This window comes from Devosia sp. RR2S18 (genome assembly GCF_030177755.1).
Taxonomy (GTDB): Bacteria; Pseudomonadota; Alphaproteobacteria; order Rhizobiales; family Devosiaceae; genus Devosia; species Devosia rhizosphaerae.
Genome location: NZ_CP126539.1, coordinates 24,877 through 47,684 on the forward strand (window position 1 = coordinate 24,877; position 22,808 = coordinate 47,684).

Sequence of the window (22,808 nt, forward strand, 5' to 3'; positions counted from 1 at the left end):
ACCAGCCACAATTGAACTGGAGAAGCGGAGTGTGGCCAAGTGGCAGCTCCCCCTCTGCGGTGGAGCGCCGCGGATCGGCCGAATAGTCTCAACGCGCCGCGAACCTTTTGTTTCTCTGCTGAAGCGAACAGGGGTAGAAGCGGGGCGAAGGCCCAGATCTTCATGAAGGTTTACTCATGGATTTTCGCATTTCCGCCGATGACCGGGTGGGCGCGCAGACGCGCAAGACAGCGCGCTCGCGTAGCACTGCCAAGTCCGGCAAAGGACGGGAACGCGTAGAGCCGTCGCTGGGCTCCTCGGTCGGCTTTTCTGTTGCCGACGAGCGCACCGGCGGCACACCGGGCAAGCCGCCGCGCGGCAAAGGTCCCAAAACGCCCCGGCGCGGCAAGGCGCAACCGCCCAAGAAGCGCCGTTCGCGCTCTGGTGGCCTGCTTATGGGGCTGCTTTGGTGGGGCTTCGTTGCCTGCCTCTGGGGCGGCATCGCCGTTATCGGCGTCGTCGTGTATTACGGGGCGCAGCTCCCGTCCTCGGAAAGCTGGGCGATACCCGATCGGCCGCCCAATATTCGTATTCTGGCAGCCGACGGTTCGCTGATCTCCAATCGCGGCCAAACCGGCGGCGAGGCGGTGACCTATCGCGAACTCCCCTACTACGTACCCGCCGCCATCATCGCCAGCGAAGACCGGCGCTTCATGAGCCATTTCGGCGTCGACCCGATCGGTCTTGCCGCCGTGGCGGTGGAATCATTGCAGGCGCGCGACATCACGCGTGGTGCATCGACCATCACCCAACAGGTGGCCAAGAACCTCTTCCTCACCCCCGACCAGACCCTGGGCCGCAAGGTGCAGGAAGCCATTCTCGCGGTTTGGCTGGAGCAGAACTACAGCAAGGAACAGATCCTCGAGCTCTACTTCAACCGCGTTTATTTTGGCTCCGGCGCCACCGGCATCGAAGCGGCCGCACAAACCTATTTCGGTGTGTCGGCGCGCAATCTGTCGCTCGGTCAGGCCGCCATGCTCGCCGGGATCCTGCCAGCGCCGTCCGCCTACAATCCCAAAGCCAATCCCGAACGCGCCAAGGACCGGCAGCGGCTGACGCTCAATGCCATGGCCGAAGAGGGGTACATCACTCGCGAAGAAGCCGACGCGGCCCGCATCGACCCTGATCAGACCATCCGCACGCGCGTTGCCGGTTCGGAATCCTATGTGGCCGACTGGGTGGAATCGCTGATGACCGCCTATATCGGCGAGCTGACCGATGACGTGGTGGTGCAGACCACCATTGATTGGAAGATGCAGAAGGATGCCGAGTTCATCGTGCGTGAGCTCGTGGCCTCGGAAGGTCCGAACCGCGGCTTCAGCCAGGGTGCGCTGGTTGCCATGGACGTGGACGGCACCGTGCGCGCAATGGTGGGTGGCGTCGACTATCAAGCCAGCCAGTATAATCGTGCCGTGACGGCCAAGCGCCAGCCCGGCTCGACCTTCAAGCCGTTCGTCTATCTTGCCGCTCTCGAAAAGGGCTACACGCCCGACACTCTGGCCGAGGATGCCCAGTTCGACTATAATGGCTGGAGCCCCCGCAATGCCTCTGGCAAATATTCGGGCACGGTGACGCTGCGGCAGGGGTTGGCCTATTCGCTCAACACCATTGCAGCGCGGCTCGCCATCGACGTGACGCCCGAAAAGGTGATCGAGGTCGCCACCCGCATGGGCATTTCCTCCTCGCTCACCCCTGTACCCTCCATCGCGCTGGGCACGCAGGAAGTGAACTTGCTGGAACTGACCAGCGCCTACGCACCCTTTGCCAATGGCGGTATGGGCGTGATCCCCGATGTGATCACCAAGATCTCCTCCAAGGATGGCGATGTGCTCTACGAGGCCAGCGATGCCGGTCCTGGCCGCGTGCTCGATCCGAGCGTCCTAGCACAGATGAACGACATGCTGGAAACCGCCGTCGAGGTGGGTACCGGCAAGGGCGCCAATCTCGGTGGCTGGGAATTTGCCGGCAAGACCGGCACCAGCCAGGAAGGCAAGGATGCCCTCTTTGTCGGCTATACATCGGCTATGGTGACGGGCGTGTGGCTCGGCAATGACGATGCGACCGGCACCAAGCTGTCGGGCGGCAATGTGCCGGCGACGATCTGGTCGCAGTTCATGACCAAGGCGCATGAAGGCCGCGAAGTGGCCCCCATCCCCGGGGGCTCATATGACGGCCAGCTCGTGGCGCAGCCGGTCGTCGACCCGGCCACGGGCCAGCAGGTGATCGATCCGACAACCGGCCAGCTGCAGGTGCAATATGTCGATGCGGGCACCGGCCAGGCGGTCCAAACCATGACCGATCCGGCTACCGGGCAGATGCTGCGCATGGATCCGGCAACGGGCCAGTTCGTTCCCGCCCAGACCATTTCGGCCACCCAATCCATGCCGGCTGAGCAGATGATCGACCCAGCCACCGGACTCCCGGTGGGCAACCCGACCGATGCGTGGGGTCAACCCATGCAGGCCGGTGGGATGATGGTGGGTGCCGATGGCACCCAGATCGACCCGGCAACGGGCCTGCCGATGGGCCAGGTGGTGCAGGACCAGGCCATTGATCCGGTGACAGGCTATCCGCTACAGGCGCAGAGCAATGGCGTCGGCCAGGCGCCGATCGATCCGGCCACGGGGCAGCCAATGGTGCTGGTGGTCGACCCGGCAACGGGGCAGCAGGTCTGGGTACCCAGCGCACCCGCGCAGCAGCAGTTCGCGCCGCCCCAGCCGGTCGAGCAGCAGCCGCAGGTGATCTACCAAGATCCTAATTCGCAGCGAACGCTGATGGATCTCATCTTTGGTGAATAAGCTCTCATCCCCGCTCCGGCGGGGATGTTCGTTTTCGGGGTTCAGGTGCCGTAGGCCATGACCTGCCGGCCATGGGCCTTGAGCCAGGCGCGGCCTCTATCCATATCCGGCAGCGTCCGCTTCACCGTCGCCCAGAATGCCGCAGAGTGGTTCATTTCAACGAGATGGGCGACCTCGTGGGCCGCGACATAGTCGAGCACGAAGGGTGGGGCGAGGATCAGCCGCCAGTTGTAGTTGATATTGCCGGTCGAGGAGCATGAGCCCCACCGGCTTTTCTGCTCGCGCAGCTTGACGACCTTGACGGTAACCCCCAGCCGCTCGGCATGAACGGTGGTGCGCGCCACCAGATCCTCCTGCGCTTGGCTCTTGAGCCAATCGGTGAGCCGCCGCGCTTGATGCGCTGACTCACCGGGCACCAGCAACACCGGCGCGCCATCCATTTCAGCCACTTCCACCCGCCCCCGCAGCTTGCCGGTGGCAATGATGCGGTGGTCCACCCCGCGCACGGGCACGGTCCCGCCGTCGCCGAAATGACCGGTCACGGGCGCGCGCTTAAGCCGGGCCGCCAGCCAGTTGCGCTGCCGCACGAGGAAGGCCTCGGCTTCGGTCCAGCGGCCGTGCGGCGGCAGGGTCAGCACCGGCCCGCCGGCATGGGGGATAGACAGGCGATAGCTGCGCGCACGGGCATGAACGCGCACGGCCACCGTCACCAGCTGACCGTCGATCTCGATCTCGGTGCTGGCGGGCAGCTTCGGCTTGGCGCGAAAAAAGAGGTTCATGAGACCCTTGGGAGAATCACTAGCGCGAGGATAGCGGGAACGCCCCCGTCTGGCTGCCGGCAAAAAGAAAGGCGCCCTTGCGGGCGCCAGGCTTTCGTCGGGAAAGGTCGGCTGGTGCTAGCCGTTATTGCTCCAACCATTGTTCTGGTCGTTGTTGTTCTGGTCGCCATAGCCTTGGCGATTGCCGCGACGCTCATTCATGAAGCGGTCGAACTCTTCACGATCCTTGGCCTTGTTGAGGTTGGCCATGTATTCGTGGAAAGCGTCGATCTCGGCGTCGAGACGAGCGCGTTCCTCTTCGAGGCGACGCAGCTGTTCGCTACGGTACTCGTCGAAGGCGGCATTGCCGCTCGAGGTGAAGCCATAGCTCTGGCCAAAGCCGTTGCGACGGTGCTTGCCGGAGGTGCACCAGGACATGCCCTTGTTCCAGTAGCCCTGGGCCTTTTCGGCGGAACCGCCGAACTTTTCACCCCAAAGGATGTAGCCAAGAACTGCCAGCCCGACGGGCCAGAAGACGATAAAGCCCACGACCATGAGGGCGATGGTCAAAGGCGACCATTGTGGTTTGACGATTGCTGTGGTCATTTCTGTTCAATCTCCCAGTCACGAACGAGTGTAACGTGGTCCGTCTCAGGGCAGGATCAAGCATGTGCCCGTCAATTTCTGCATCTTGAAATTAAAAAATCCTGTCCCCATAGAGCGGACGCCCGTTGCACTTGGAGGGCCGAAATGACGACTAGCCAGGCCACTGGCCTTTCCCTGCCCTCCACTTGGCGGCCATTGCGGCTCGAAACCTTGGTGCTGATCCGCTGGCTCGCTGTCGCGGGGCAGGCCATCGGCGTGCTCTTTGTCGCCTTCGGCCTTGGCTTTCCGCTGCCCCTGGTGGAGTGCTATGTGCTCATCGGGGCCTCCGCGGCATTCAATCTCTGGCTGGTGTGGCGCTATGGCGCCGCCCATCGGCCATCGTCGGCCTTTGCCGCCAGCCAGGTCACGTTCGACCTGATCCAACTGGCAGGGCTCCTGGCCCTGACGGGGGGCCTGCAAAACCCCTTTGCCATCCTCCTATTGGCCCCCGTCTCCGTATCGGCCAGCACGCTGCCGCAGCGCTCGGCCTTCCTGATTGCCTTCCTTGCGGCCGTCTTAGCCTCCGCCCTGGCCGTGTGGCACCTGCCCTTGCCCTGGCTGCCCGGCGAGGTGCTGGTCTTTAACCGCATCTATGTAATCGGCATCTGGGTCTCGATTATTTGCGGCGTAGTGTTCATCGCCGCCTATACCAGCCGGGTGGCCCATGATGCCCGCCAGATCGCCGACGCCCTGGCAGCCACTGAACTGGCCCTGTCGCGCAAAGAACAATTGTCAGCTCTTGATGGCCTCGCAGCCGCGGCAGCCCATGAACTGGGCACGCCTCTCTCCACCATTGCACTAGCCGCCAAGGAAATGCGCGCCGACGCCCCGGCGGGGAGCGATCTGGCCGATGATGTGGAACTCATCATCGCGCAGGCGGCGCGGTGCCGGGCTATCCTCTCCAAATTGCGCAATTTGGGCAGCGATGGCAGCGACCCCTTCGCCGAAGTGCCGCTGACCGATCTACTAGCCGAGGTGGCGCGGCCGCATGAAAGCAGGGGCAAGGCCATTCTGTTCTACAACGAACAGGCGACCGGCGCCGCACCGGTGTTCCACCGCAGTGTCGGTCTGCTCTACGGGCTAGGAAATCTCATCGAGAATGCCACCGATTTCGCGCGCGAGACCGTGCAGATCGAGGCAAGCTGGGATCGCGAGCGGATCTCCGTCGCCATCACCGATGACGGGCCGGGCTTTGCTCCCGAGCTGATGGCGCGGCTGGGCGAACCCTATCTCACCAGTCGACCACGCGACGCACAAGGATCGGACGCCCACAATTCGGGCGGTCTGGGCCTGGGAATCTTCATCGCCAAGACCCTTCTCGAACGCACTGGGGCGCGCCTCTCCTTCCAGAATATCGACGCTGCAGGGCACGCACAGGTCCAGATCGTCTGGCCCCGCGTAGCTATCGAGATGACGTGATAAACACGAGTTCGGCAGTAATTTTGACCTTTCCCCCGGGACACCCTATCTAAGCATCATGAGCACGATCGAAGATCTTCTGGCCACCGACCCGAGCCTGCTACTCGTCGACGACGACGCAGCCTTTTTGCAGCGCCTCGAGCGCGCCATGGCGCGGCGCGGCTTCGATGTGCGGATTGCCGGTTCCGTGGCGGATGGCCTGGCCGCGGTGGGCGAAAAGCCGCCGGCTTACGCCGTGGTCGACCTGCGGCTCGAGGATGGCAATGGCCTTGAGGTGGTCTCGGCCCTGCACCAGAAGCGGCCAGATGCCCGCGCCGTGGTGTTGACCGGCTATGGCAATATCGCGACGGCGGTGACTGCGGTGAAGCTGGGCGCCATCGACTATCTCTCCAAGCCCGCCGACGCCGACGACGTCATCAACGCCCTGCTCGCCACCGGGGAGGACAAGCCGGAGCCGCCCGAGAACCCGATGTCGGCCGACCGGGTACGGTGGGAGCATATCCAGCGCGTCTATGAGCTTTGCGACCGCAATGTCTCGGAAACGGCGCGGCGCCTCAACATGCACCGGCGCACTCTGCAGCGTATTCTCGCCAAGCGCGCGCCGCGCTAGCCTTCTTCGCGGCTGCGCAAGCGCCCGCTCATTGCCCAGGTCAGCACCAGCAGCGGCAGCAATGTCGCAAGGCCTATGCGCACGCCATAGCCCTCGGCCACCGCCCCGATCAGCGCTGGCGCGGCCAGCCCCGCCAGTTGCACGATCAGCGTCGTGGCCGCGACGTTCTCCGAAGCCGGTCGGTCGCCCAGCCGGGCTGCGGCCGACAGCATGAGCGGGTAAAGCACGCAGATCCCCAGCCCAACCAAGGCAAATCCCGCAAGCGCCAGCAGATAGTGGGGCGCCAGCACCACCAGCAGCATGCCGCCCACCGCCAGGGCGGAGAGAACGCGCGCGACGCGTACCGGGCCGAACCGGTCGATCCAGCGGTCGGCAACCAGCCGGCCCGCCGCCATGGTGACCAACAGCGCCGGCAAAGCCATGGACTCCATCCAGGTGGGCGCGTCGAAGCTGTCGCGCAAGAAAATGATCGACCAGGCACGGGTGGCGCCCTCGGTCAGTCCTGCGCCCAAGCCAAAGGCCACCAGCCCCAACGTTGCCCAGGTGGGCCAGGCAAGCTTGCGCTTGTTCTCCCCGCTATGGGCGCGCTCAGCAGAAGGGGGCATGGGCGCGACCACGGCAACCACCAGGACAATGATCAATGGCGCCAGCGCCCAAAGATGCACGGCAGGCGGCACATGCGCGCCGCGCAAGGCTGCACCCAGGAGCGAGGTCAGTAGAAAGCCCACGCTCCAGGCCCCATGACAGGTGTTCATCACCCGGGTGCCGGTACTCGCCTCGATCCGATCGGCTTCCACGTTCATGGCAATATTGGTGACCGAAAACCCGATGCCATTGACCGCGAGCAGCACAAACATGGCCACCGGGTGCAGCAGCACGGTCACCAGCGCCGCGCTGATTGCCATCATGGGCAGGAGCCCCAGGATGATGGCGCGCGGGCCGAAGCGCTCGATAATGAAGCTTGAAAAGAAGAACATGGTCAGCGCGCCGAGGGATTGCCCCATCAGAACCAGGCCGAGCTCGGCTTCGCTCAACCCCACCTGCAGCTGGATATCGGGAATACGCGTGTGGATGGCGCCGGCGGCCAGCGCGTGCACGAAAAACAGCGCGATGATGCGCCAGCGGATCGGGGCGACAGGAGCGGTCACTGCGGCCCGGGGTCCATCAACGCATGGATACGGTCCGCGCCGAGCCGGGCGAGCTTGAGCATTAAGGCTTTGCGGCGCGCACCCGTCAACGGCGTATCGGGGCTATCGCGGAGCACCGCTCCATCATGCCCATCGGCGACGATCAGCCCCTCGCTCTGGGGGAAGATCGCGCCGTCCAGTTCGGGTGGCTTGGCGAAAAAGAAGCGGTCGGAATAGTCGCGGTAAAGGTGCCACTTCTTGTCGGTCTGGAAATCGATGAGGCTCGACTTGATCTCGACGATCCAGATCTCGCCCTTGGGCCCGACCCCCAGCACATCGGCGCGGCGGCCATGGGGCAGCGGCACTTCGGCAAAGCAGGCGAAATCATAGGTTTCCCGCAGGAGGCGCATAACTCCCCGCTGCACCCGAAGCGCAGTGGCCGATTGCCGGCCGTCGCTGATGGGGGGCAGATCGGCCATTATTCGGCAGGTACAACGTTGACTGGTGCCGCCGGCGGAGCCTTGCGGCTGCCCAGGGCAAAGGCGCTGGCAACCAGACCGGCCAAGAGAATGGGCAGACAGATCAGGTAGGAGTTGCGGATGCCCAGATACTCGGCAACGAAGCCCAGAAGGGGTGGCGCCAGGAAAAAGACGGCAAAGCTCACCTGGCCCATCGCCGCAACATTCACCGAGGCCGGTCGATCGGTGCGCTGCGCGGCCGCCGATACTGCGATGGGGTAAACCGCCGAGCATCCCGCGCCCATCAGCGCAAAGCCTAGAAGGGCCAGCCAGGGCAGAGGCGCAAGGCCAACAAGAAGAGCACCGAAACTGGCGATCGACAGCAGCACCACTGCGACCGCGCGCGGCCCATAGCGGGTGACGATGGGATCAGCCGACAGGCGCATCACGGCCATAAAGAAGGCAAAGAGCGTCAGCCCCAATCCGCCGACAAAAGGTTCTACCGCGAAAACGTCGCGCATATAGATGGCTGACCAGTCGATCCCCGCGCCTTCGACGAGAAAGGCAGCAAAGCCGATCACGCAAAGCGGCAGGAGGCCTAGCGTGGGAAAGGCGATGCGGTGTTGCGCAACATCGGGGCTGCGAGCAGGTGCCGGGGCATCCTTTATGCCAGAGATCAACCAGCCGCCGACCACGAACACCACAAGGGCAACCAGCGCCATGTGCATGGTTGCCGTCAGACCGGATTGGCGGACCATGGCGCCTGCCAGCGCCGTTACGAAAAAGCCCACGCTCCAGAAGCCATGGGCGCGGTTCATGAAACGCTTACCCTGCTGCATCTCGAGCCGGTCGATCTGGACGTTGAGGTTGATCTCGAGCGCGCCCGACATGAGGCCCGCCACAAAGAGCAGCCCGAACATGGCCGGCGCGGTGCCAAAGACCGGCACCAGGGCAAGCATGAGGGCGGGGCCTAGAACACCGAGGAAGGCAGTAGTGCGCGCACCGAACCGCTCGATCAGGGGCGAGGCGAAGGTGAGTGAAATCAGCGAGCCGATGGACATACCCAGCATGGTGAGGCCCAACTGGCCTTCGCTGACACCCAGGACTTCCTGGGTGTCGGGCAGGCGCGACATGAAGGCGCCGGTGATCAGCGCAAAGAAAAAGAAGCACGCATAGAGACGATGTTGCGGCGCGACTTTCATGCCGGCACCGCATCCTTGATCGGGCGCGAGCCCAGGGCGCCGGCAGTCACCAGGCTCAGCGCCACCAGCGGAATACCCACGCCGAAGGCCCAGCGGATGCCGAAATGCTCGGCGATGAAGCCCAGGAGCGGCGGCCCGACGAGGAAGGCGACAAAGGAGATCTGCGCCAGCGCCGCCACGTTGACGGCTGCGGGGCGGTCGGTGCGTTGGGCAGCGGCCGACATGGCCAGCGGGAAGATGGCACTGGTGCCCACGCCCATTAGCGCAAAGCCGAGCAGCGACAGCCATGGCATCTGCGAGAAGAAGACGACCAGGGCGCCCAGCCCCAGCACCGAAAGGAGGGTCCGGGCGACGAGGACCGGGCTGAAGCGTTCGACGAAGCTATCGGCGAAGAAACGGGTGACGGCCTGCGCACCGGCGCCCAGCGCCACGGCCAGACCGGCGAGGAACGGCTCCACCGCGAACACGTCGCGCATATAGATTGCCGACCAGTCGCCGCCGGCCCCTTCAAGGATCATGGCCGAGAGCGTCACGGCGACCAGCACCATGATCGGACCGCTGGGCCGGGCAAAGCGCGGACCGGGATCGACACTGCCGCCCGTGCGATGCTCGGCTGGCTGGAACTTGCCCAGAATCACGAAACTACCGATTGTGACCAGCGGCACCACCGAAAAAAGATGCAGTTGGGGCGAGACGCCCAGTTGCGCCACCACGGCGCCGAACAGGCCCGCCGAGAAAAAGCCGAAGCTCCAGAACGCATGCGCACGGTTCATGATGCGCCGCCCCAGCGCGTGCTCGGTGCGATCCGCCTCGAGATTGATGATGATCTCAAGCGCCCCGATAATCAGCCCGACCGGCACAAGCAGCAGGAAGAAGGCCACCGGCCCCTGTGCCGTGACGGCTATGGCATAGGTCACCGACAGGAGCGGGATGGCCGTGAGCAGGGTGCGGCGATGCCCGATCCGATCCACCAGCGGACCGGCAAAGGTCAATGAGATCAGCGTTCCCACTGCCGAGCCGATCAGCGCCAGGCCTAGCGCCCCTTCGGCAACACCCATGGCCTCCTGAATCGCGGGCAGACGCGGGAACAGATTGCCCATGCAGAAGGAATAGAGAAAGAACGCCGCATAGACCCTGAACTGGGGCGGCAGATCCAAGCCGAATCTCATGGCTGAAACACTCGTCGGGAAGAACGGCCGGCACGCTATGCCAATTCGTGGAACGGGGAAATAGCGCACCGCTCACGATTTGCAACGTTCTCACTGGACGCCGGCGGCATCCTGCAAATAGTTGCCGTCCTGCAGCACGGTGACGCCACTGAGCAGATTACGAACGATTTCGAGCCGGCGGAACTGACCGCCGAGCCGCGCCTCACCGGGACGGCGGGGCGCCGTGATGCGGTGGCGCCGGTCAGGACCGAAGTAGCCGGCGGTCTCATAGAAAGTGGTGGGCTCGCCCACTTGGCGATAGAGGCGCTGCAACAGGCGTGGGCGCGTGCTGGGGAGGCTCACCACGTCATCAAAGCCCATATTGATGCAGCAGGTGATTGCCTCGATGGAAGGAGCTTCGGCCAGATAGATCATGGGCGAGAAGCGGACCCGCCGGCTGGGGCAGAAGCGGATCGCTTCGGCAGTGCCCTGCAGGGCGGTCACCTGAGGCAGGCGGCAAAGAGAAAAAAGCAGATCGGTGTTTCGAGCGCCTGCCGCTCCGCCGCGGCCACACCGGCATAGGGCAGCACGACCTCGAAGCCCAGGCTGTGTGCCAATGTCATCAGCGCGGCGCCCGACCCGTCCCTGGGTCCCACCACATAGGCAGCCGCTTTCATGTTAGCGCCCTCCTGCATTCCCGGTCTAAAGAGTAGGCAGGGAGTGCTAAGGGAGAGCTAACACCCACCCAGGTCAGAATTTTTTCTGGCAGGCAGGGCAGAAGAAGGTCGAGCGGCCCGACTGCACAATACGTTCAATCGCGCCGGTGCAGAGGGGGGTGGGGCATGGCTCCCCTTCCCGATCATAAACGGCGAAGCGGTGCTGGAAGTAGCCCGAACCGCCCTCGGCATTGCGGAAATCCCGAAGGGTCGAGCCGCCCACCTCGATCGCCTCGATCAGCACCTGCCGCACGGCCTGCGCGAGATCCTCGAGCACCGGCTTGGGCTTGCCCTTGGGCGTCACCAAGCGCCCGGCCAGAACGGTGGGCAGAATATGGGCCCGATGCAGCGCCTCGGCGACATAGATATTGCCCAGCCCCGCAACGACACGCTGGTCCAGGAGGGCCGCCTTAATGGGGGCCTTCTTGCCGGCAAAGGAGGCTGCCATGGCCGCAGCGTTGAAGTCATTGCCCAAGGGTTCGGGCCCCAGCCCCTTGAGATAGGGGCTCTCGGAAACATCGTAATAAAGGTCGATAAAGCCGAAGCGGCGCGGATCGGCATAGATCAGGTGCGAGCGCCCATGCTGGGGGTGGGAAATCGTCCAGAACAGATGGTCGTGCTTGGGCACGGGTTCGACTTCGTAGTAGCGCGGCGGCTTGTCTATGCCATGCTCGGCGAACCGCCAGGAGCCGGTCATGCCCAGATGGCTGAGCACCGTCTTGCCGTTGGAGAGCGCAATCAGCAGATATTTGGCGCGCCGGCCCACCGAGAGGATGGTCTGCCCTTCCAATGCCTCCTTAAGCCCGGCGGGAAAGGGGAAGCGCAGATCGGGCCGGTTGACCGTCACTGCCTCGATGCGGGCCCCTTCGAGCCAAGGCGCGAGCCCGCGACGGACAGTTTCGACCTCGGGCAATTCTGGCATCGGGTAACCTCTTCGCGCTGCGCTGCTTTGCGTTGTGGCAATGGCGGGATGGCTTGGCTATGGTGCGCCCGACATGAACAACAGCCGAGCATTGCCATGACCGACACGCACGAGACCACACATTTCGGCGAGCAGACCGTGGCTCTGGACGACAAGCAGGGCATGGTCAACGCCGTGTTCCACAACGTCGCCGACCGCTACGACCTGATGAACGACCTGATGAGCGGTGGCGTTCACCGCCTCTGGAAGGACGCCATGGTCACCGAACTGTCGCCGCCCAAAACCGGCTCGCGACCCTATCGCGTGCTCGACATGGCGGGCGGCACCGGCGACATCGCCGAGCGCATTATCAACGCTTCGGTGGGCTATGCCGAGGTGATCGTCTCCGACATCAATTCGGACATGCTGCGGGTGGGCGCCGAGCGCGCCAAGAAGTGGCGTTTCCCAGCGCAGGCGAGCTTTGTCGAAGCCAATGCAGAGGAACTGCCCTTCGAAGACAAGAGCTTTGATGCCTATACGATTGCCTTTGGCATTCGCAACGTGCCGCGTATCCAGAAGGCCCTGGACGAAGCCCATCGCGTCCTGAAGCGCGGCGGGCGCATCCTCGTGCTCGAGTTCAGCCAAGTGGATGTGCCGGGCCTCGATACGGCCTACAAGGCATTTTCGGACCGGCTGATCCCGCCCATGGGTCGCGTCGTCACCGGGGACAGCCAGCCTTACCAATATCTGGTGGAATCGATCCGCAAGTTTCCCAGCCCACCGCTCTTCTCTTCGATGCTGAGCCAGGCCGGGTTCAAGCGGGTGAAGCACACTCCCTATTCGGGCAACATCGCGGCGCTGTTCTCCGGCTGGAAGCTCTAATACATGCTGATATCGGCCTATTACCGGCTTGCCCGCGCGGGCTGGGTGCTGGCGCGCGAAGGAGCGCTGTCGATCGTCTCCGCGCGGGACCTGCCGATGCCGCTACGCTGGGCGGTCCGGCTGGGCCGGCTGATCGAACATCCCAGCGTCCGGCGCACCGGGCACGTCGAGCGGCTCAACAAGGCGCTCAACCGCCTGGGGCCAACCTATGTGAAGTTCGGCCAGACCCTCGCCACCCGTCCGGACGTGGTCGGGCCGGATGTCGCGGCCGACCTCCAGGGGCTGCAGGACCGGATGGATCCGTTCGATCCCGCCCTTGTGCCCACCATGCTGGTCGATGCGCTCGGCCCCAAGGCGGCCGAATTGACCGAGATGTCGCCGCCCATCGCCGCCGCTTCCGTCGCCCAAGTGCATCGGGCGCGATTGGTGTCGGCCAATGGCTTGCCGCGCCAGGTGGCGGTCAAGATCCTCCGGCCGGGCGTCACCCACCGGTTCATGGCCGATATCGAGAGCTTCTATGCGGGTGCGCGCCTCGCTGACCGCTTTGTGCACTCAACCAAGCGTCTACGCCCGATCGAAGTGGTCGAAACTCTGGACCGGTCCGCCCGGCTCGAACTCGACCTGCGGCTTGAAGCCGCCGCCATCTCGGAAATGGCGGAGAACATCAAGCACGACCAGGGCTTCGTCATCCCCACCGTGTCCTGGGATCATGTGGCGCAGAATGTGCTCACTACCACCTGGGTCGCCGGCATCCCCATCCGCGACCGCGCGGCGCTCGATGCGGCGGGGGTCGACCGGCGCAAGCTCGCCGCCATTGTGCTGCAGAGCTTTCTCAAGCACGCCATCCGCGACGGCTTCTTTCACGCCGACATGCATCCGGGCAATCTCTTTGCCGACCCTAATACGGGCGATGTGATCGCCGTCGACTTCGGCATCATGGGGCGCATCAATCGCCGGGAACGCCGCTTCCTCGCCGATATCCTTTACGGCTTCATCACCCGAAACTACCTCTTGGTCGCGCAGCGCCATTTCGACATCGGCTATGTTCCCAAGAACCAGTCGGTCGAGGATTTCGCGCTCGCCATCCGCTCGATCGGCGAACCCCTCCATGGCCGCACCGCTGCCGATATCTCCATGGCGCGCGTGCTTGGGCAGCTTTTTGCCATCACCGAGATCTTCTCCATGCAGACCCGACCCGAACTGGTCCTGCTGCAGAAATCTATGGTGCTGGTGGAGGGCGTCGCCCGCTCGCTTGATCCGGACCTCGACATCTGGACCGTGGCCGAGCCCGTAGTCGGCGATTGGCTGCGCAAGGAGGCTGGCCCACTGGGACGGATCGAGGATATCAAGGAGAGCCTGAGCCTCTTCACCGAAAGTGCCCAGCGCGTCCCCGTCATTCTCGACAAGGCCGAACGCGCGATCGACGAATGGCGCGAAGACCGCCATCTGCGCGACGACCTCATGCAATGGGGGCTCCTGGCGCTGGTGGGTGTATCAATCCTCACAGTCATCACCATTTTCTGGCGGGTGCTCACTTGGTAGTAGTGATCGACGTACTCTACTCCCTGGTGCGAGCCCCATGAGCGCATCAGTTTCGATCGCTCTGCAATGGCTGCCGCATGGAAGGGGTCTCGAGCCGCCCCGCCAGCAGAGCGCCGGAGCCGCGGGGCTCGACCTCGTGGCTGCCCTTCCCGCTGGGGGCGAAACTGTCATGCAGCCGGGCTCGCGGCAGCTCATCCCCTGTGGCTTTGCCATGGCGCTGCCGGAAGGCTACGAGGCGCAGGTACGCCCCCGCTCGGGTCTTGCAGCCCGGCACGGGGTCACGGTGCTCAATTCCCCCGGCACCATCGACGCCGATTACCGCGGCGAGGTCAAAGTCCTGTTGATCAATCTGGGTCAGGAGGCGTTTACTGTCCGTCGCGGCGACCGGATCGCCCAGATGGTGGTGGCGCCGGTCACTTCTGCAGTTTTCAGGGTGGAGGCCAGGCTCGATGAAACAGAACGTGGGACGGGCGGGTTCGGGTCGACGGGCGGCCGCAGCCTGGCTTAGCGCCATTGCGCTCTTGCTCGCGGCGCCCGCGCTTGCCGGTGACCGGGCGCTGATCGACTTTATCGGCTTTTCCCCCGATAGCCGCTACTTCGCTTTCGAGGAGTTCGGCGTTCAGGACGGCTCGGGTTTTCCCTATTCCAACGTCTACATCATCGACCTCCAACAAGACGCCTGGGCGCTTGGAACGCCCTATAGTGCCCGCACGGACAATGAGACCGCGGGCGTCGCCACGGCCCGATCCGAGGCGCAAGAAGCGGCAGAGCAGGACCTCGCCGAGCTTGGCATCGATGTTCCGGTGGAACTGGTCGCCATCATCGGAGACGGCGAGATCGTCGAGGACGCCCAGAGCCTTCGCTTCGGTGCTCCGGGCTATTTCCCCGGAGAGACTCGCGGAGACTATGAGCTGCAGCTCGAGAATTTTCCGGCACAAGGCGTTTCGGCGTGCACCGACTATATGGATGAAGCGCCCCTTGCCTATCAGCTCACTATCTCCCGGGACGGTGGCGAGGCGGAGCTGCTCCATCGCGACGACACCATTCCGGCGTCCCGCGGCTGTCCCACGGAATACCGCATCTTCGGAGCGGTCATGCCGTTCATGGATCAGGAGCAGGGCGTAGCCCTGATCTCGGTCTATCCGCTCGGCTTTGAAGGACCGGACCGGCGCTTCCTGGCGGTGCCGTTTGAGTTCTGAGGCGCTTTCTCCCGACGAGACCCGCCGCTATGCCCGCCACCTCGTGCTCAAGGGCATGGGCGGCGCCGGGCAACAGGCCCTCAAGCGCGCGCGCGTGCTGGTGGTGGGGGCCGGGGGCCTTGGCAGTCCCGTCATCGCCTATCTCGCTGGCGCCGGCGTGGGGACGCTCGGCGTTGTCGACCACGACAGTGTTTCCCTCTCCAACCTGCAGCGGCAGGTGATTCACCGCACCGAGGATGATGGCGAAACCAAAGCAGCCAGCGCCGCCCGCTTCGTCGGGGAGCTCAATCCGCATGTGCGGGTAAACCAGCATGCCGAGCGGCTAGCCCCCGCCAATGCTCAAGCCATTCTTTCGGCCTATGATCTGGTGCTGGACGGCACCGACAATCTTGAGACGCGCCGCGTGGTCGCCACGTCCGCCGAAGTCCTCGGCCTGCCGCTGGTCTCGGGCGCCGTTTCGATGTTTGATGGACAGGTGACGGTTTTCGCAACCGGCGGACCGCGCTTTGCCGATCTCTACCCCGCCGCCGCTAGCGATGCCGAGCTTCCCAGTTGCGAGGCGACAGGGATACTGGGCCCACTCACCGGGGTCATTGGCACACTCATGGCCATGGAAGCGATCAAGCTCATCACCGGCATCGGCGAGCCGCTGATCGGGCGCGTCCTTGTCTATGATGGCAAGGACGCCCGCTTCAGTGAGTTCACGCTCTAGGCTTTAGGCGTCGGGATGCTTGAAGACCAGGGCCGCATTGGTGCCGCCAAAGCCGAAGCTGTTGGAGAGCACAACCCCCAGGTCCACATTGTCGCGCCGCTCGCGCAGAATCGGCATGTCCTCGAAAGCAGGGTCGATCGTGTCGATATTGGCGCTTTCGGCGATGAAGCGGTGCTTCATCATCAGGATCGAGTAGATCGATTCATGCACGCCCGTCGCGCCCTGCGAATGGCCCGTCAGTGATTTGGTCGCCGAGATGGGTGGGCATTTGTCCTCATTGCCGAAGACGGCGCGCAGCGCCTCGATTTCCTTTAGGTCGCCCACTGGGGTCGAGGTGGCATGCGGGTTGATGTAATCCACCGGCGCCTTGACGTTCTGCAACGCCATGCGCATGCAGCGCTCCGCACCCTCCCCGGAGGGAGCGACCATGTCGACGCCGTCTGAGGTCGCGCCATAGCCCACCAGTTCGGCCCAGATCTTCGCGCCGCGGGCCTTGGCGTGCTCCAGCTCCTCCAGCACCAGCACGCCGGCACCGCCGGAAATGATGAACCCGTCCCGCGCCGCGTCGTAGCAGCGTGAGGCCTTTTCGGGCGTGTCGTTGAAGTTCGAGCTCATGGCGCCCATGGCATCGAACAGGTTCGACAGCGTCCAATCGAGATCTTCGTGTCCGCCGGCAAACACGATGTCCTGCTTGCCCAGCATGATCTGCTCCATGGCATTACCGATGCAATGCTTGGAAGTCGCGCAGGCGGCGGTGATCGTATAGTTGATGCCCTTGATGCCGTAGGAGGTGGCGAGCGTTGCCGATGCGGTCGACCCCATGGCCTTGGGCACGGCCAGCGGCCCGATGCGCTTGGGGCTGGTATTCTTGCGCGTCACGTCGGCGGCCTCGACGATGGTGCGGGTGGAAGCGCCGCCCGAACCCATGACGATGCCCGTCATCGGGTTGGAAATGTCGCTCTCCTCGAGCCCCGCATCGGCGATAGCCTGCTGCATGGCGAGGTAGTTCCAGGCGGCACCCTTGCCCATGAAACGGGTAATACGGCGATCAAGCACTTCAAACGGATCGAGGCGCGGATCGCCTTTGACCTGGCTGCGGAAGCCAAGATCGGCGTAATCCTCCGCAAAGACGATGCCGGGCTTGGCCGTCCTGAGGCTCCCGGTTACCTCGTCCAGCGTATTGCCGATCGAGGAAATGATCCCCATGCCCGTAACGACGACTCGCCTCATCTAACCTCGCTCCGTCTGGTGAGCGCCCCTTTCGCGGGCGCTTTCTGGTTGTAACTACGGGGGAGATAACCCGTTAGACGTTTTTCTGATCCCGCAGCTGGCTATCGGTGAAGAGGCCAACGCGCAGGTCGGATGCCTCATAGATCACCTTGCCGTCGGCTTTCACCCAGCCGTCAGCGATACCGAGTGCGAGGCGCGAGCGCATCACGCGCTTGATATCAATGCCATATTCGACCATCACAACATCGTTAGTGACCTGGCCGGTAAACTTGATTTCCCCGCCCAGCGCGCGCCCTTTGCCGGGCGAGCCGCCCCAGCCGAGAAAGAAACCGGTCATCTGCCAGAGCGCATCGAGGCCCAGGCAGCCCGGCATCACCGGGTCATCGACAAAGTGGCACTGGAAGAACCAGAGGTCGGGATTGACGTCGAGCTCGGCACGCACCTGGCCCTTGCCGAAGCTGCCGCCATTGTCATCGATATGGGTGATGCGATCGAACATCAGCATGGGCGGTGCCGGCAGGCGGGCATCCATCTGCCCGGGCAGTTCGCCGCGGCTATGGGCCAGAAGCTCTTTGTAATTAAACGCCTGTTGCCGTTCGGCCATACCCACACCCTCTATTAACCCTGAAATCCGTCTCGTATAGGGGCGCATCGGGGGGGTCAAGCAGAGCGCAGGTGGCGCCAAGCCCTGCGACGGCACTGCGCTTGTGCCCAAAACCGGCAATAGTTATAAGGATGCCAGCATCTTCCGGCCCTTCGTCTGCTCAAGGACCCAATGACCGACCAGATCAATATCGCCCGGCACCCCTCCCATACGCCTTGCCTTACCGCAGTGTTGCGCATGGCCGGCCTCCGGCCAACACGGCAGCGCGTTGCCCTCGCCGAACTGTTGTTCGGTGGTCCGCACCGCCATGTCAGCGCCGAGCAATTGCACGCCGAAGCCAGCGCCGCGCAGGTCGATGTCTCGCTCGCGACAATCTACAACACGCTGCATCAGTTCCACGAGGCGGGGCTTTTGCGCGAGGTTGCGGTCGATGCCTCACGCTCCTATTTCGACACCGACACCTCGGACCACCACCATTTCTATGTCGAGGACGAGCAGCGGATGATCGACATCCCCGCCTCCTCGGTGGAATTCGCAAGCCTGCCCGAGGCGCCCTCCGGCATGAAGGTCAGCCATGTCGATGTGGTGATCCGCGTACGCAAGACGGCCGGATAAGCCGCGGCGACCCGCGCATCCTCATGGCAAACAGCGGCCTGCGAGAAAAGCCGTGCGGCGAAGGTGACAACAGCTTTCACAATCGCCCATATTGGGCGTCTGCGCGCAACAGCCTGAAGGGTGGCCGATGAGCCAAAAGGTCAATCTCAAAGCCTATTTCGAGCGAATCGGATTCTCCGGATCCATTGCTCCGACTGCCGCCACCTTGGAGGCGCTGCACGCCCTTCACCCCGCGGCCATCCCCTTTGAGAACCTTGATTCGCTGCTGGGTCGTCCCATCAGTCTCGACTATCTGGCCATTGAAAGAAAACTGCTCAGCGAGCGCCGCGGGGGCTATTGCTACGAGCACAATTTGCTCTTGATGGCGATGCTCCGGGAACTCGACTACACCGTCAAAGGCCTGGCGGCCAAGGTGCTCTGGTCCAATCCCGAGGCCACCGACGTGGCGCCGCATCACATGCTGCTGGCCGTCGAGATTGGTGGCACCACCTATATCGCCGATGTCGGCTTTGGCGGCTTGTCGCTGACGGCGCCGCTCAAGCTGCGCGCCGAGGTCGAGCAGGAGACCCCGCACGAGACCTTCCGCCTCCTGGGGGGTGACCCGATCTGGCGCCTCGAAGCCAAGGTGGCCGAGGATTGGCGGGTTCTTTACACCTTCGACATGGCCGAAAAGACGCTCGAACACTACGGGCCGTCCAATACCTGGCTCTCCAGCGATCCAACATCGCCGTTCACGAGCGAATTGCGGGTGGCGCTGTCACCGCCCGGCAAGCGACTGGCGCTGAAAGACAACCGCTTCACCATCTACACCGTTGGCGAGCCTCCCGAAACGCGCGAACTCACAACGCTCAAAGAGATGCGCGAGGTGTTGAGTACGACCTTCGGCATCACCCTGCCCGGGGCTGAGCTGCTCGACCCGGCGCTGGAGCGCGTGTTGACCAAGCTGCAGCCTGCCGCAGGCTGACATGGCGCCGGTCACGGTCAACCCCGAACACCTTTGCGAATTTGCCACTTCCGCCGCCTTCGAAACCTGGCTTCGCGACAATCATGACCGGGCCAGCGAGGTCTGGATCCGCATCTTCAAGAAAGCCAGCGGCCAGCCGACCATCACGCCGGTTGAGGCCATTGATGTTGCTCTGTGCTGGGGCTGGATCGACGCCATCCGCAAGAGCTGGGACGAGGTCTCGTTTGTCCAGCGCTACACACCGCGCCAGCCCAAGAGCATCTGGAGCCAGGTCAACCGCGACAATGTCGAGCGCCTGATTGCCGCCGGCCGCATGACCGAGCATGGCCTGCGGCAGGTCGAGGCGGCCAAAGCCGACGGGCGTTGGGCGGCGGCCTATGCTGCCGGCAGCAAGATGGAGGTGCCCCAGGATCTGCTTGCGGCCATTGCGGCCAATCCGGCGGCTCAGGCTACGTTCGACACCCTCAACAAGACCAACAAGTTCGCCCTGGCGTTTCGGCTGGGCAACCTCAAGACCGCTGCGGGTCGCAGCAAAAAGATCGCGACCTTTGTCGACATGCTCGCCCGCGGCGAAACCATCTACCCACAAAAGGCCAGATCATGATCACCGTCTTCGGCTCCACCAATCTCGATCAGGTCGGCACCGTCTCGCGCTTGCCCAAGCCCGGCGAAACCGTCGCGGGCGGCACCTTCTCCATGGCTGCCGGTGGCAAGGGCGCTAATCAGGCGCTCGCCGCTCGCCGGGCCGGCGCCGAGGTGCGGCACGTGTCCGCCGTCGGAGCCGACGCCTTTGCCGATGCGGCGCTCGCGCTGCTCACAAAGGAAGGTGTCGATCTTTCCGCCCTCAAAGTCGCTGAAGGCGCCACCGGCATCGCCATGATCTTCGTCGACACCCATGGCGAGAATGTCATCGCCGTGCTGCCTGGCGCCAACGGCACCATAACCCCCGAAGACGCCGAAAGAGCCCTCGGCGAGCTGGGCCAGGGCTCGGTGCTCCTCCTCCAGCAGGAGATCCCCCAGGCGGCGACGGAGCGGGCGTTGGACATTGCCAACGCCAGAGGCGCCACTGCCATCCTCAACACCGCACCCTTCCTGGATACGACACCGGCCATAGCGCCCAAGGCCGCCATTCTCATCGCCAATGAAACCGAGTTCGCGCTCCTGAGCGGCCGACCCGAGGCCGAGCTCGACGCGGCCATGAGCGATTGGGCCAAGACGCACAATCAGACCGTGATCGTGACCCTGGGTCCGGACGGCGCGCGGGCCGCCACGCCGGAACGCAGCTTCGCCGTGCCAGCCCTCCATGTTACCCCCGTCGATACGGTGGGGGCCGGTGACACCTTTTGCGGCTATCTCGCCGCCGGTCTCGATGCCGGCCTCGATCTTGAAGCCGCCATGCGCCGCGCCGCCATTGCCGGAAGCCTCGCCTGCCTCAATCCCGGCGCCCAACCCGCCATCCCCCACGCCGCAGAGGTGGATACAGCGCTGAGCTAGGCCTCCTCGGGCGTCATCCCCGCGAAAGCGGGGGCCTCTCTTTCAAGGCGCTTGAAGGATCACGCATGTTTGGTCAGACGACAGCAAACAGGCGGTCCCGCCTCCGTGGGAATGACCGGAGGTTGTTTCGAGTTCGATTCCAGTGCACCTCCACCCCCAACCACCCAAAAAAAAGCGGGCACATGGCCCGCTTCTTCAGACTCAAAGTCACCGGCCCTTATTTGGGTGCCAGCACCATCACCATCTGGCGGCCTTCCGAGCGCGGCTGGCTTTCGACCTTGGCCACGGTTTCGGTCTGCTCGCGTACCTTGAGCAGCAATTGCATGCCCAGTTCCTGGTGGGCCATTTCGCGGCCGCGGAAGCGCAGGGTCACCTTGACCCGGTCGCCGTCTTCGAGGAAGCGGTGCACCGCCTTCATCTTGGTCTCGTAGTCATGCGTATCGATATTGGGACGCATCTGGACTTCCTTGACCTCGATGACCTTCTGCTTCTTGCGAGCCTCGGCAGCTTTCTTCTGCGCGGCATACTTGAAGCGTCCCAGATCGAGCATCTTGGCGACAGGCGGACTGGCGTTGGGCGAGATCAGGACAAGGTCAAGCCCCTGCTCCTGCGCCTCGGTCAGCGCCTCGCGTGTGCGCACTATGCCGCGGTTCTCGCCTTCGGCATCGATCAGCTGAACGTCGGGGCTTTGAATATCCTCGTTTGAGAGCGGCCCATCTTTCTGGGGCGCAACGGGTCTCATGGGACGGCGAATGGCAAGCGTTCCTTATGCTATTGAAGCCAGTGGGGTGAAATCGTCGCTAAAATCGTGTTAGCCGGGTCATAAGTCAACTGGCAAACCCCGAGAATCTGGGGCCGTTGCGCTCTGGCAAGGCCCCGTTCACCGCGATCTGCTCGCATGCTCAACGAATTCCTTCCGCTGCCGTTCCCGAAAGCTTCCATCCATGTCCGCCATCCGCCAGTTTCGCCTCCCCGTCGGTACCGCCCAGGCCGTCCGCGAGATCGCCGTCGAGCAGCGGGACGGCGGCGCTCCCGGCATTTTCTGGCTGGGCGGCTTTCGATCCGACATAATGGGCAGCAAGGCCATGGCTCTTGATGCCCTGGGCGCCGAGCACGCTCTTGCGGTGACGCGCTTTGATTATTCCGGCCACGGTGTTTCCGGTGGGGATTTCACCGACGGCACCATCAGCCGCTGGCTGGAGGAAGCCGAGGCGGTCTTTGCCACCACCACGGGACCACAGATCATCGTGGGCTCTTCGATGGGCGGCTGGATTGCCCTCCTCCTGGTGCGGGCTATGCTACGCCGTGGCGACACAAGGGTGCAGGGCATGGTGCTTATCGCCCCGGCCGTCGACATGACCCACGAGCTCATCGAGCAAAAACTCAGCGCCGAGGAGACGAACGCGCTCGAGACCCAGGGCTATGTCGACCGGCCCAGCCAGTATTCGGATGACCCCTATCGCTACACCCAGGCTTTGCTCGAAGACGGCAAGCAGCACCTGCTGTTGGGCACTGTCATCGAAACGGGCTGTCCCGTGGTCGTCCTCCAGGGCGGGCAGGACCCCGACGTGCCACAAGCTCATGCGATCAAGCTCGTCACCCACCTTCTCCATGATCCGGTGACGCTGACCCTCATCCCCGACGGCGACCACCGCCTCAGCCGCCCCGAAGACCTCGAACGGCTCCGCGATGCGGTACTGGGGCTGGTGGAGAACCCGCGGTAGGGGCTCCGGGTCATCCCCGCG

Annotated in this window: 25 protein-coding genes; 13 read left to right on the top strand and 12 right to left on the bottom strand. The window is 64.0% G+C overall.

All coding sequences use genetic code 11. The annotated features are described in order from the left end of the window. Nucleotides 1-176 precede the first annotated feature (176 nt). Nucleotides 177-2,837 (top strand): transglycosylase domain-containing protein, encoded by a 2,661-nt coding sequence (locus QOV41_RS00090; RefSeq protein WP_284578704.1) that lies wholly within the window; start codon nt 177-179, stop codon nt 2,835-2,837. 41 nt (nt 2,838-2,878) lie between these two features. On the opposite strand, the gene QOV41_RS00095 is transcribed toward QOV41_RS00090, so the two are convergent. Then, the gene (locus tag QOV41_RS00095) at nt 2,879-3,616 is read right to left on the bottom strand and encodes a M48 family metallopeptidase (RefSeq protein WP_284578705.1); all 738 of its coding nucleotides are present in this window, start codon (nt 3,614-3,616) and stop codon (nt 2,879-2,881) included. Nucleotides 3,617-3,733: 117 nt separating this feature from the next. Further along, a complete protein-coding gene (locus QOV41_RS00100) occupies nt 3,734-4,201 on the bottom strand; it encodes a DUF2852 domain-containing protein (RefSeq protein WP_284578706.1) in 468 nt (155 codons plus the stop codon). 144 nt (nt 4,202-4,345) lie between these two features. Between QOV41_RS00100 and QOV41_RS00105 the strand changes: the two genes are divergently transcribed. Together QOV41_RS00105 and QOV41_RS00110 are read left to right on the top strand one after the other, a co-directional pair. Continuing rightward, the gene (locus tag QOV41_RS00105) at nt 4,346-5,659 is read left to right on the top strand and encodes an ActS/PrrB/RegB family redox-sensitive histidine kinase (RefSeq protein WP_284578707.1); all 1,314 of its coding nucleotides are present in this window, start codon (nt 4,346-4,348) and stop codon (nt 5,657-5,659) included. A 58-nt stretch (nt 5,660-5,717) separates the two neighbouring features. Further along, nucleotides 5,718-6,269, top strand: coding sequence for an ActR/PrrA/RegA family redox response regulator transcription factor (locus QOV41_RS00110; RefSeq protein WP_284578709.1), 552 nt, complete (start codon nt 5,718-5,720; stop codon nt 6,267-6,269). On the opposite strand, the gene QOV41_RS00115 is transcribed toward QOV41_RS00110, so the two are convergent. From QOV41_RS00115 to mutM, 7 genes are all read right to left on the bottom strand, one after another. Continuing rightward, complete coding sequence (locus QOV41_RS00115; protein ID WP_284578710.1) at nt 6,266-7,417, bottom strand: MFS transporter; 1,152 nt, start codon at nt 7,415-7,417, stop codon at nt 6,266-6,268. The two genes, QOV41_RS00110 and QOV41_RS00115, sit on opposite strands and share 4 nt — an antisense overlap. After that, nucleotides 7,414-7,875 (bottom strand): MmcB family DNA repair protein, encoded by a 462-nt coding sequence (locus tag QOV41_RS00120; protein ID WP_284578711.1) that lies wholly within the window; start codon nt 7,873-7,875, stop codon nt 7,414-7,416. The genes QOV41_RS00115 and QOV41_RS00120 overlap by 4 nt, the downstream gene beginning before the upstream one ends. Next, entirely contained in the window at nt 7,875-9,056 is a 1,182-nt protein-coding gene (locus tag QOV41_RS00125; protein ID WP_284578712.1) for an MFS transporter, read from the bottom strand. The genes QOV41_RS00120 and QOV41_RS00125 overlap by 1 nt, the downstream gene beginning before the upstream one ends. After that, entirely contained in the window at nt 9,053-10,225 is a 1,173-nt protein-coding gene (locus QOV41_RS00130; protein ID WP_284578713.1) for an MFS transporter, read from the bottom strand. The genes QOV41_RS00125 and QOV41_RS00130 overlap by 4 nt, the downstream gene beginning before the upstream one ends. Before the next feature lie 90 nt (nt 10,226-10,315). Further along, entirely contained in the window at nt 10,316-10,708 is a 393-nt protein-coding gene (locus QOV41_RS00135; protein WP_284578714.1) for a hypothetical protein, read from the bottom strand. Further along, complete coding sequence (locus QOV41_RS00140) at nt 10,705-10,881, bottom strand: hypothetical protein (protein ID WP_284578716.1); 177 nt, start codon at nt 10,879-10,881, stop codon at nt 10,705-10,707. The genes QOV41_RS00135 and QOV41_RS00140 overlap by 4 nt, the downstream gene beginning before the upstream one ends. A gap of 73 nt (nt 10,882-10,954) precedes the next feature. Continuing rightward, complete coding sequence (mutM, locus tag QOV41_RS00145; protein ID WP_284578717.1) at nt 10,955-11,842, bottom strand: bifunctional DNA-formamidopyrimidine glycosylase/DNA-(apurinic or apyrimidinic site) lyase; 888 nt, start codon at nt 11,840-11,842, stop codon at nt 10,955-10,957. Nucleotides 11,843-11,938: 96 nt separating this feature from the next. Here mutM and ubiE point away from each other — a divergent pair, with 96 nt between their 5' ends. The 5 genes from ubiE to QOV41_RS00170 are packed head-to-tail and all read left to right on the top strand — an operon-like array spanning nt 11,939 to nt 16,156. Continuing rightward, nucleotides 11,939-12,703, top strand: a complete 765-nt coding sequence (gene ubiE, locus QOV41_RS00150; protein WP_284578718.1) for a bifunctional demethylmenaquinone methyltransferase/2-methoxy-6-polyprenyl-1,4-benzoquinol methylase UbiE — start codon at nt 11,939-11,941, stop codon at nt 12,701-12,703. 3 nt (nt 12,704-12,706) lie between these two features. Further along, nucleotides 12,707-14,245: a 2-polyprenylphenol 6-hydroxylase gene (ubiB, locus tag QOV41_RS00155; RefSeq protein WP_284578719.1), complete on the top strand. Its 1,539-nt coding sequence runs from the start codon at nt 12,707-12,709 to the stop codon at nt 14,243-14,245. Between the two features lie 37 nt (nt 14,246-14,282). Next, nucleotides 14,283-14,753, top strand: a complete 471-nt coding sequence (gene dut, locus QOV41_RS00160; protein WP_284578721.1) for a dUTP diphosphatase — start codon at nt 14,283-14,285, stop codon at nt 14,751-14,753. Beyond that, nucleotides 14,695-15,444, top strand: coding sequence for a DUF2259 domain-containing protein (locus QOV41_RS00165; protein ID WP_284578723.1), 750 nt, complete (start codon nt 14,695-14,697; stop codon nt 15,442-15,444). The genes dut and QOV41_RS00165 overlap by 59 nt, the downstream gene beginning before the upstream one ends. Continuing rightward, the gene (locus QOV41_RS00170) at nt 15,434-16,156 is read left to right on the top strand and encodes a HesA/MoeB/ThiF family protein (RefSeq protein WP_284578725.1); all 723 of its coding nucleotides are present in this window, start codon (nt 15,434-15,436) and stop codon (nt 16,154-16,156) included. Before QOV41_RS00165 ends, QOV41_RS00170 begins: the two co-directional genes overlap by 11 nt. 3 nt (nt 16,157-16,159) lie before the next feature. Here the strand turns inward: QOV41_RS00170 and fabB are convergent, their stop codons facing one another. After that, nucleotides 16,160-17,386: a beta-ketoacyl-ACP synthase I gene (fabB, locus tag QOV41_RS00175; RefSeq protein ID WP_284578726.1), complete on the bottom strand. Its 1,227-nt coding sequence runs from the start codon at nt 17,384-17,386 to the stop codon at nt 16,160-16,162. Nucleotides 17,387-17,459: 73 nt separating this feature from the next. Then, complete coding sequence (fabA, locus tag QOV41_RS00180; protein WP_284578727.1) at nt 17,460-17,990, bottom strand: 3-hydroxyacyl-[acyl-carrier-protein] dehydratase FabA; 531 nt, start codon at nt 17,988-17,990, stop codon at nt 17,460-17,462. A gap of 171 nt (nt 17,991-18,161) precedes the next feature. Between fabA and irrA the strand changes: the two genes are divergently transcribed. The 4 genes from irrA (at nt 18,162) to QOV41_RS00200 (ending at nt 21,063) form a co-directional block, all read left to right on the top strand. Next, nucleotides 18,162-18,605 carry an iron response transcriptional regulator IrrA gene (gene irrA, locus QOV41_RS00185; protein ID WP_284578728.1) on the top strand — a complete coding sequence of 148 codons (444 nt, stop codon included), beginning with the start codon at nt 18,162-18,164 and terminating at the stop codon, nt 18,603-18,605. Between the two features lie 127 nt (nt 18,606-18,732). Then, nucleotides 18,733-19,569 (top strand): arylamine N-acetyltransferase family protein, encoded by an 837-nt coding sequence (locus tag QOV41_RS00190; protein WP_284578729.1) that lies wholly within the window; start codon nt 18,733-18,735, stop codon nt 19,567-19,569. Nucleotide 19,570: 1 nt separating this feature from the next. Next, complete coding sequence (locus tag QOV41_RS00195) at nt 19,571-20,173, top strand: YdeI/OmpD-associated family protein (RefSeq protein ID WP_284578731.1); 603 nt, start codon at nt 19,571-19,573, stop codon at nt 20,171-20,173. Next, nucleotides 20,170-21,063 carry a ribokinase gene (locus QOV41_RS00200; protein ID WP_284578732.1) on the top strand — a complete coding sequence of 298 codons (894 nt, stop codon included), beginning with the start codon at nt 20,170-20,172 and terminating at the stop codon, nt 21,061-21,063. Before QOV41_RS00195 ends, QOV41_RS00200 begins: the two co-directional genes overlap by 4 nt. Before the next feature lie 217 nt (nt 21,064-21,280). Here the strand turns inward: QOV41_RS00200 and infC are convergent, their stop codons facing one another. After that, a complete protein-coding gene (gene infC / locus QOV41_RS00205) occupies nt 21,281-21,817 on the bottom strand; it encodes a translation initiation factor IF-3 (RefSeq protein ID WP_284581392.1) in 537 nt (178 codons plus the stop codon). A gap of 190 nt (nt 21,818-22,007) precedes the next feature. Between infC and QOV41_RS00210 the strand changes: the two genes are divergently transcribed. Continuing rightward, on the top strand, nt 22,008-22,787 hold the full coding sequence (locus QOV41_RS00210; RefSeq protein WP_284578734.1) for an alpha/beta hydrolase: 780 nt from the start codon (nt 22,008-22,010) through the stop codon (nt 22,785-22,787). The last annotated feature ends 21 nt before the right edge of the window (nt 22,788-22,808 follow it).

Excerpts from the sequence above, each read along its gene's own strand:
- QOV41_RS00090 (WP_284578704.1), top strand. The coding sequence starts at position 177 with ATGGATTTTCGCATTTCCGCCGATGACCGGGTGGGCGCGCAGACGCGC.
- QOV41_RS00095 (WP_284578705.1), bottom strand. The coding sequence starts at position 3,616 with ATGAACCTCTTTTTTCGCGCCAAGCCGAAGCTGCCCGCCAGCACCGAG.
- QOV41_RS00100 (WP_284578706.1), bottom strand. The coding sequence starts at position 4,201 with ATGACCACAGCAATCGTCAAACCACAATGGTCGCCTTTGACCATCGCC.
- QOV41_RS00105 (WP_284578707.1), top strand. The coding sequence starts at position 4,346 with ATGACGACTAGCCAGGCCACTGGCCTTTCCCTGCCCTCCACTTGGCGG.
- QOV41_RS00110 (WP_284578709.1), top strand. The coding sequence starts at position 5,718 with ATGAGCACGATCGAAGATCTTCTGGCCACCGACCCGAGCCTGCTACTC.
- QOV41_RS00120 (WP_284578711.1), bottom strand. The coding sequence starts at position 7,875 with ATGGCCGATCTGCCCCCCATCAGCGACGGCCGGCAATCGGCCACTGCG.
- QOV41_RS00125 (WP_284578712.1), bottom strand. The coding sequence starts at position 9,056 with ATGAAAGTCGCGCCGCAACATCGTCTCTATGCGTGCTTCTTTTTCTTT.
- QOV41_RS00130 (WP_284578713.1), bottom strand. The coding sequence starts at position 10,225 with ATGAGATTCGGCTTGGATCTGCCGCCCCAGTTCAGGGTCTATGCGGCG.
- QOV41_RS00140 (WP_284578716.1), bottom strand. The coding sequence starts at position 10,881 with ATGAAAGCGGCTGCCTATGTGGTGGGACCCAGGGACGGGTCGGGCGCC.
- mutM (WP_284578717.1), bottom strand. The coding sequence starts at position 11,842 with ATGCCAGAATTGCCCGAGGTCGAAACTGTCCGTCGCGGGCTCGCGCCT.
- ubiE (WP_284578718.1), top strand. The coding sequence starts at position 11,939 with ATGACCGACACGCACGAGACCACACATTTCGGCGAGCAGACCGTGGCT.
- ubiB (WP_284578719.1), top strand. The coding sequence starts at position 12,707 with ATGCTGATATCGGCCTATTACCGGCTTGCCCGCGCGGGCTGGGTGCTG.
- dut (WP_284578721.1), top strand. The coding sequence starts at position 14,283 with ATGAGCGCATCAGTTTCGATCGCTCTGCAATGGCTGCCGCATGGAAGG.
- QOV41_RS00165 (WP_284578723.1), top strand. The coding sequence starts at position 14,695 with ATGAAACAGAACGTGGGACGGGCGGGTTCGGGTCGACGGGCGGCCGCA.
- fabB (WP_284578726.1), bottom strand. The coding sequence starts at position 17,386 with ATGAGGCGAGTCGTCGTTACGGGCATGGGGATCATTTCCTCGATCGGC.
- fabA (WP_284578727.1), bottom strand. The coding sequence starts at position 17,990 with ATGGCCGAACGGCAACAGGCGTTTAATTACAAAGAGCTTCTGGCCCAT.
- irrA (WP_284578728.1), top strand. The coding sequence starts at position 18,162 with ATGACCGACCAGATCAATATCGCCCGGCACCCCTCCCATACGCCTTGC.
- QOV41_RS00190 (WP_284578729.1), top strand. The coding sequence starts at position 18,733 with ATGAGCCAAAAGGTCAATCTCAAAGCCTATTTCGAGCGAATCGGATTC.
- QOV41_RS00195 (WP_284578731.1), top strand. The coding sequence starts at position 19,571 with ATGGCGCCGGTCACGGTCAACCCCGAACACCTTTGCGAATTTGCCACT.
- QOV41_RS00200 (WP_284578732.1), top strand. The coding sequence starts at position 20,170 with ATGATCACCGTCTTCGGCTCCACCAATCTCGATCAGGTCGGCACCGTC.
- QOV41_RS00210 (WP_284578734.1), top strand. The coding sequence starts at position 22,008 with ATGTCCGCCATCCGCCAGTTTCGCCTCCCCGTCGGTACCGCCCAGGCC.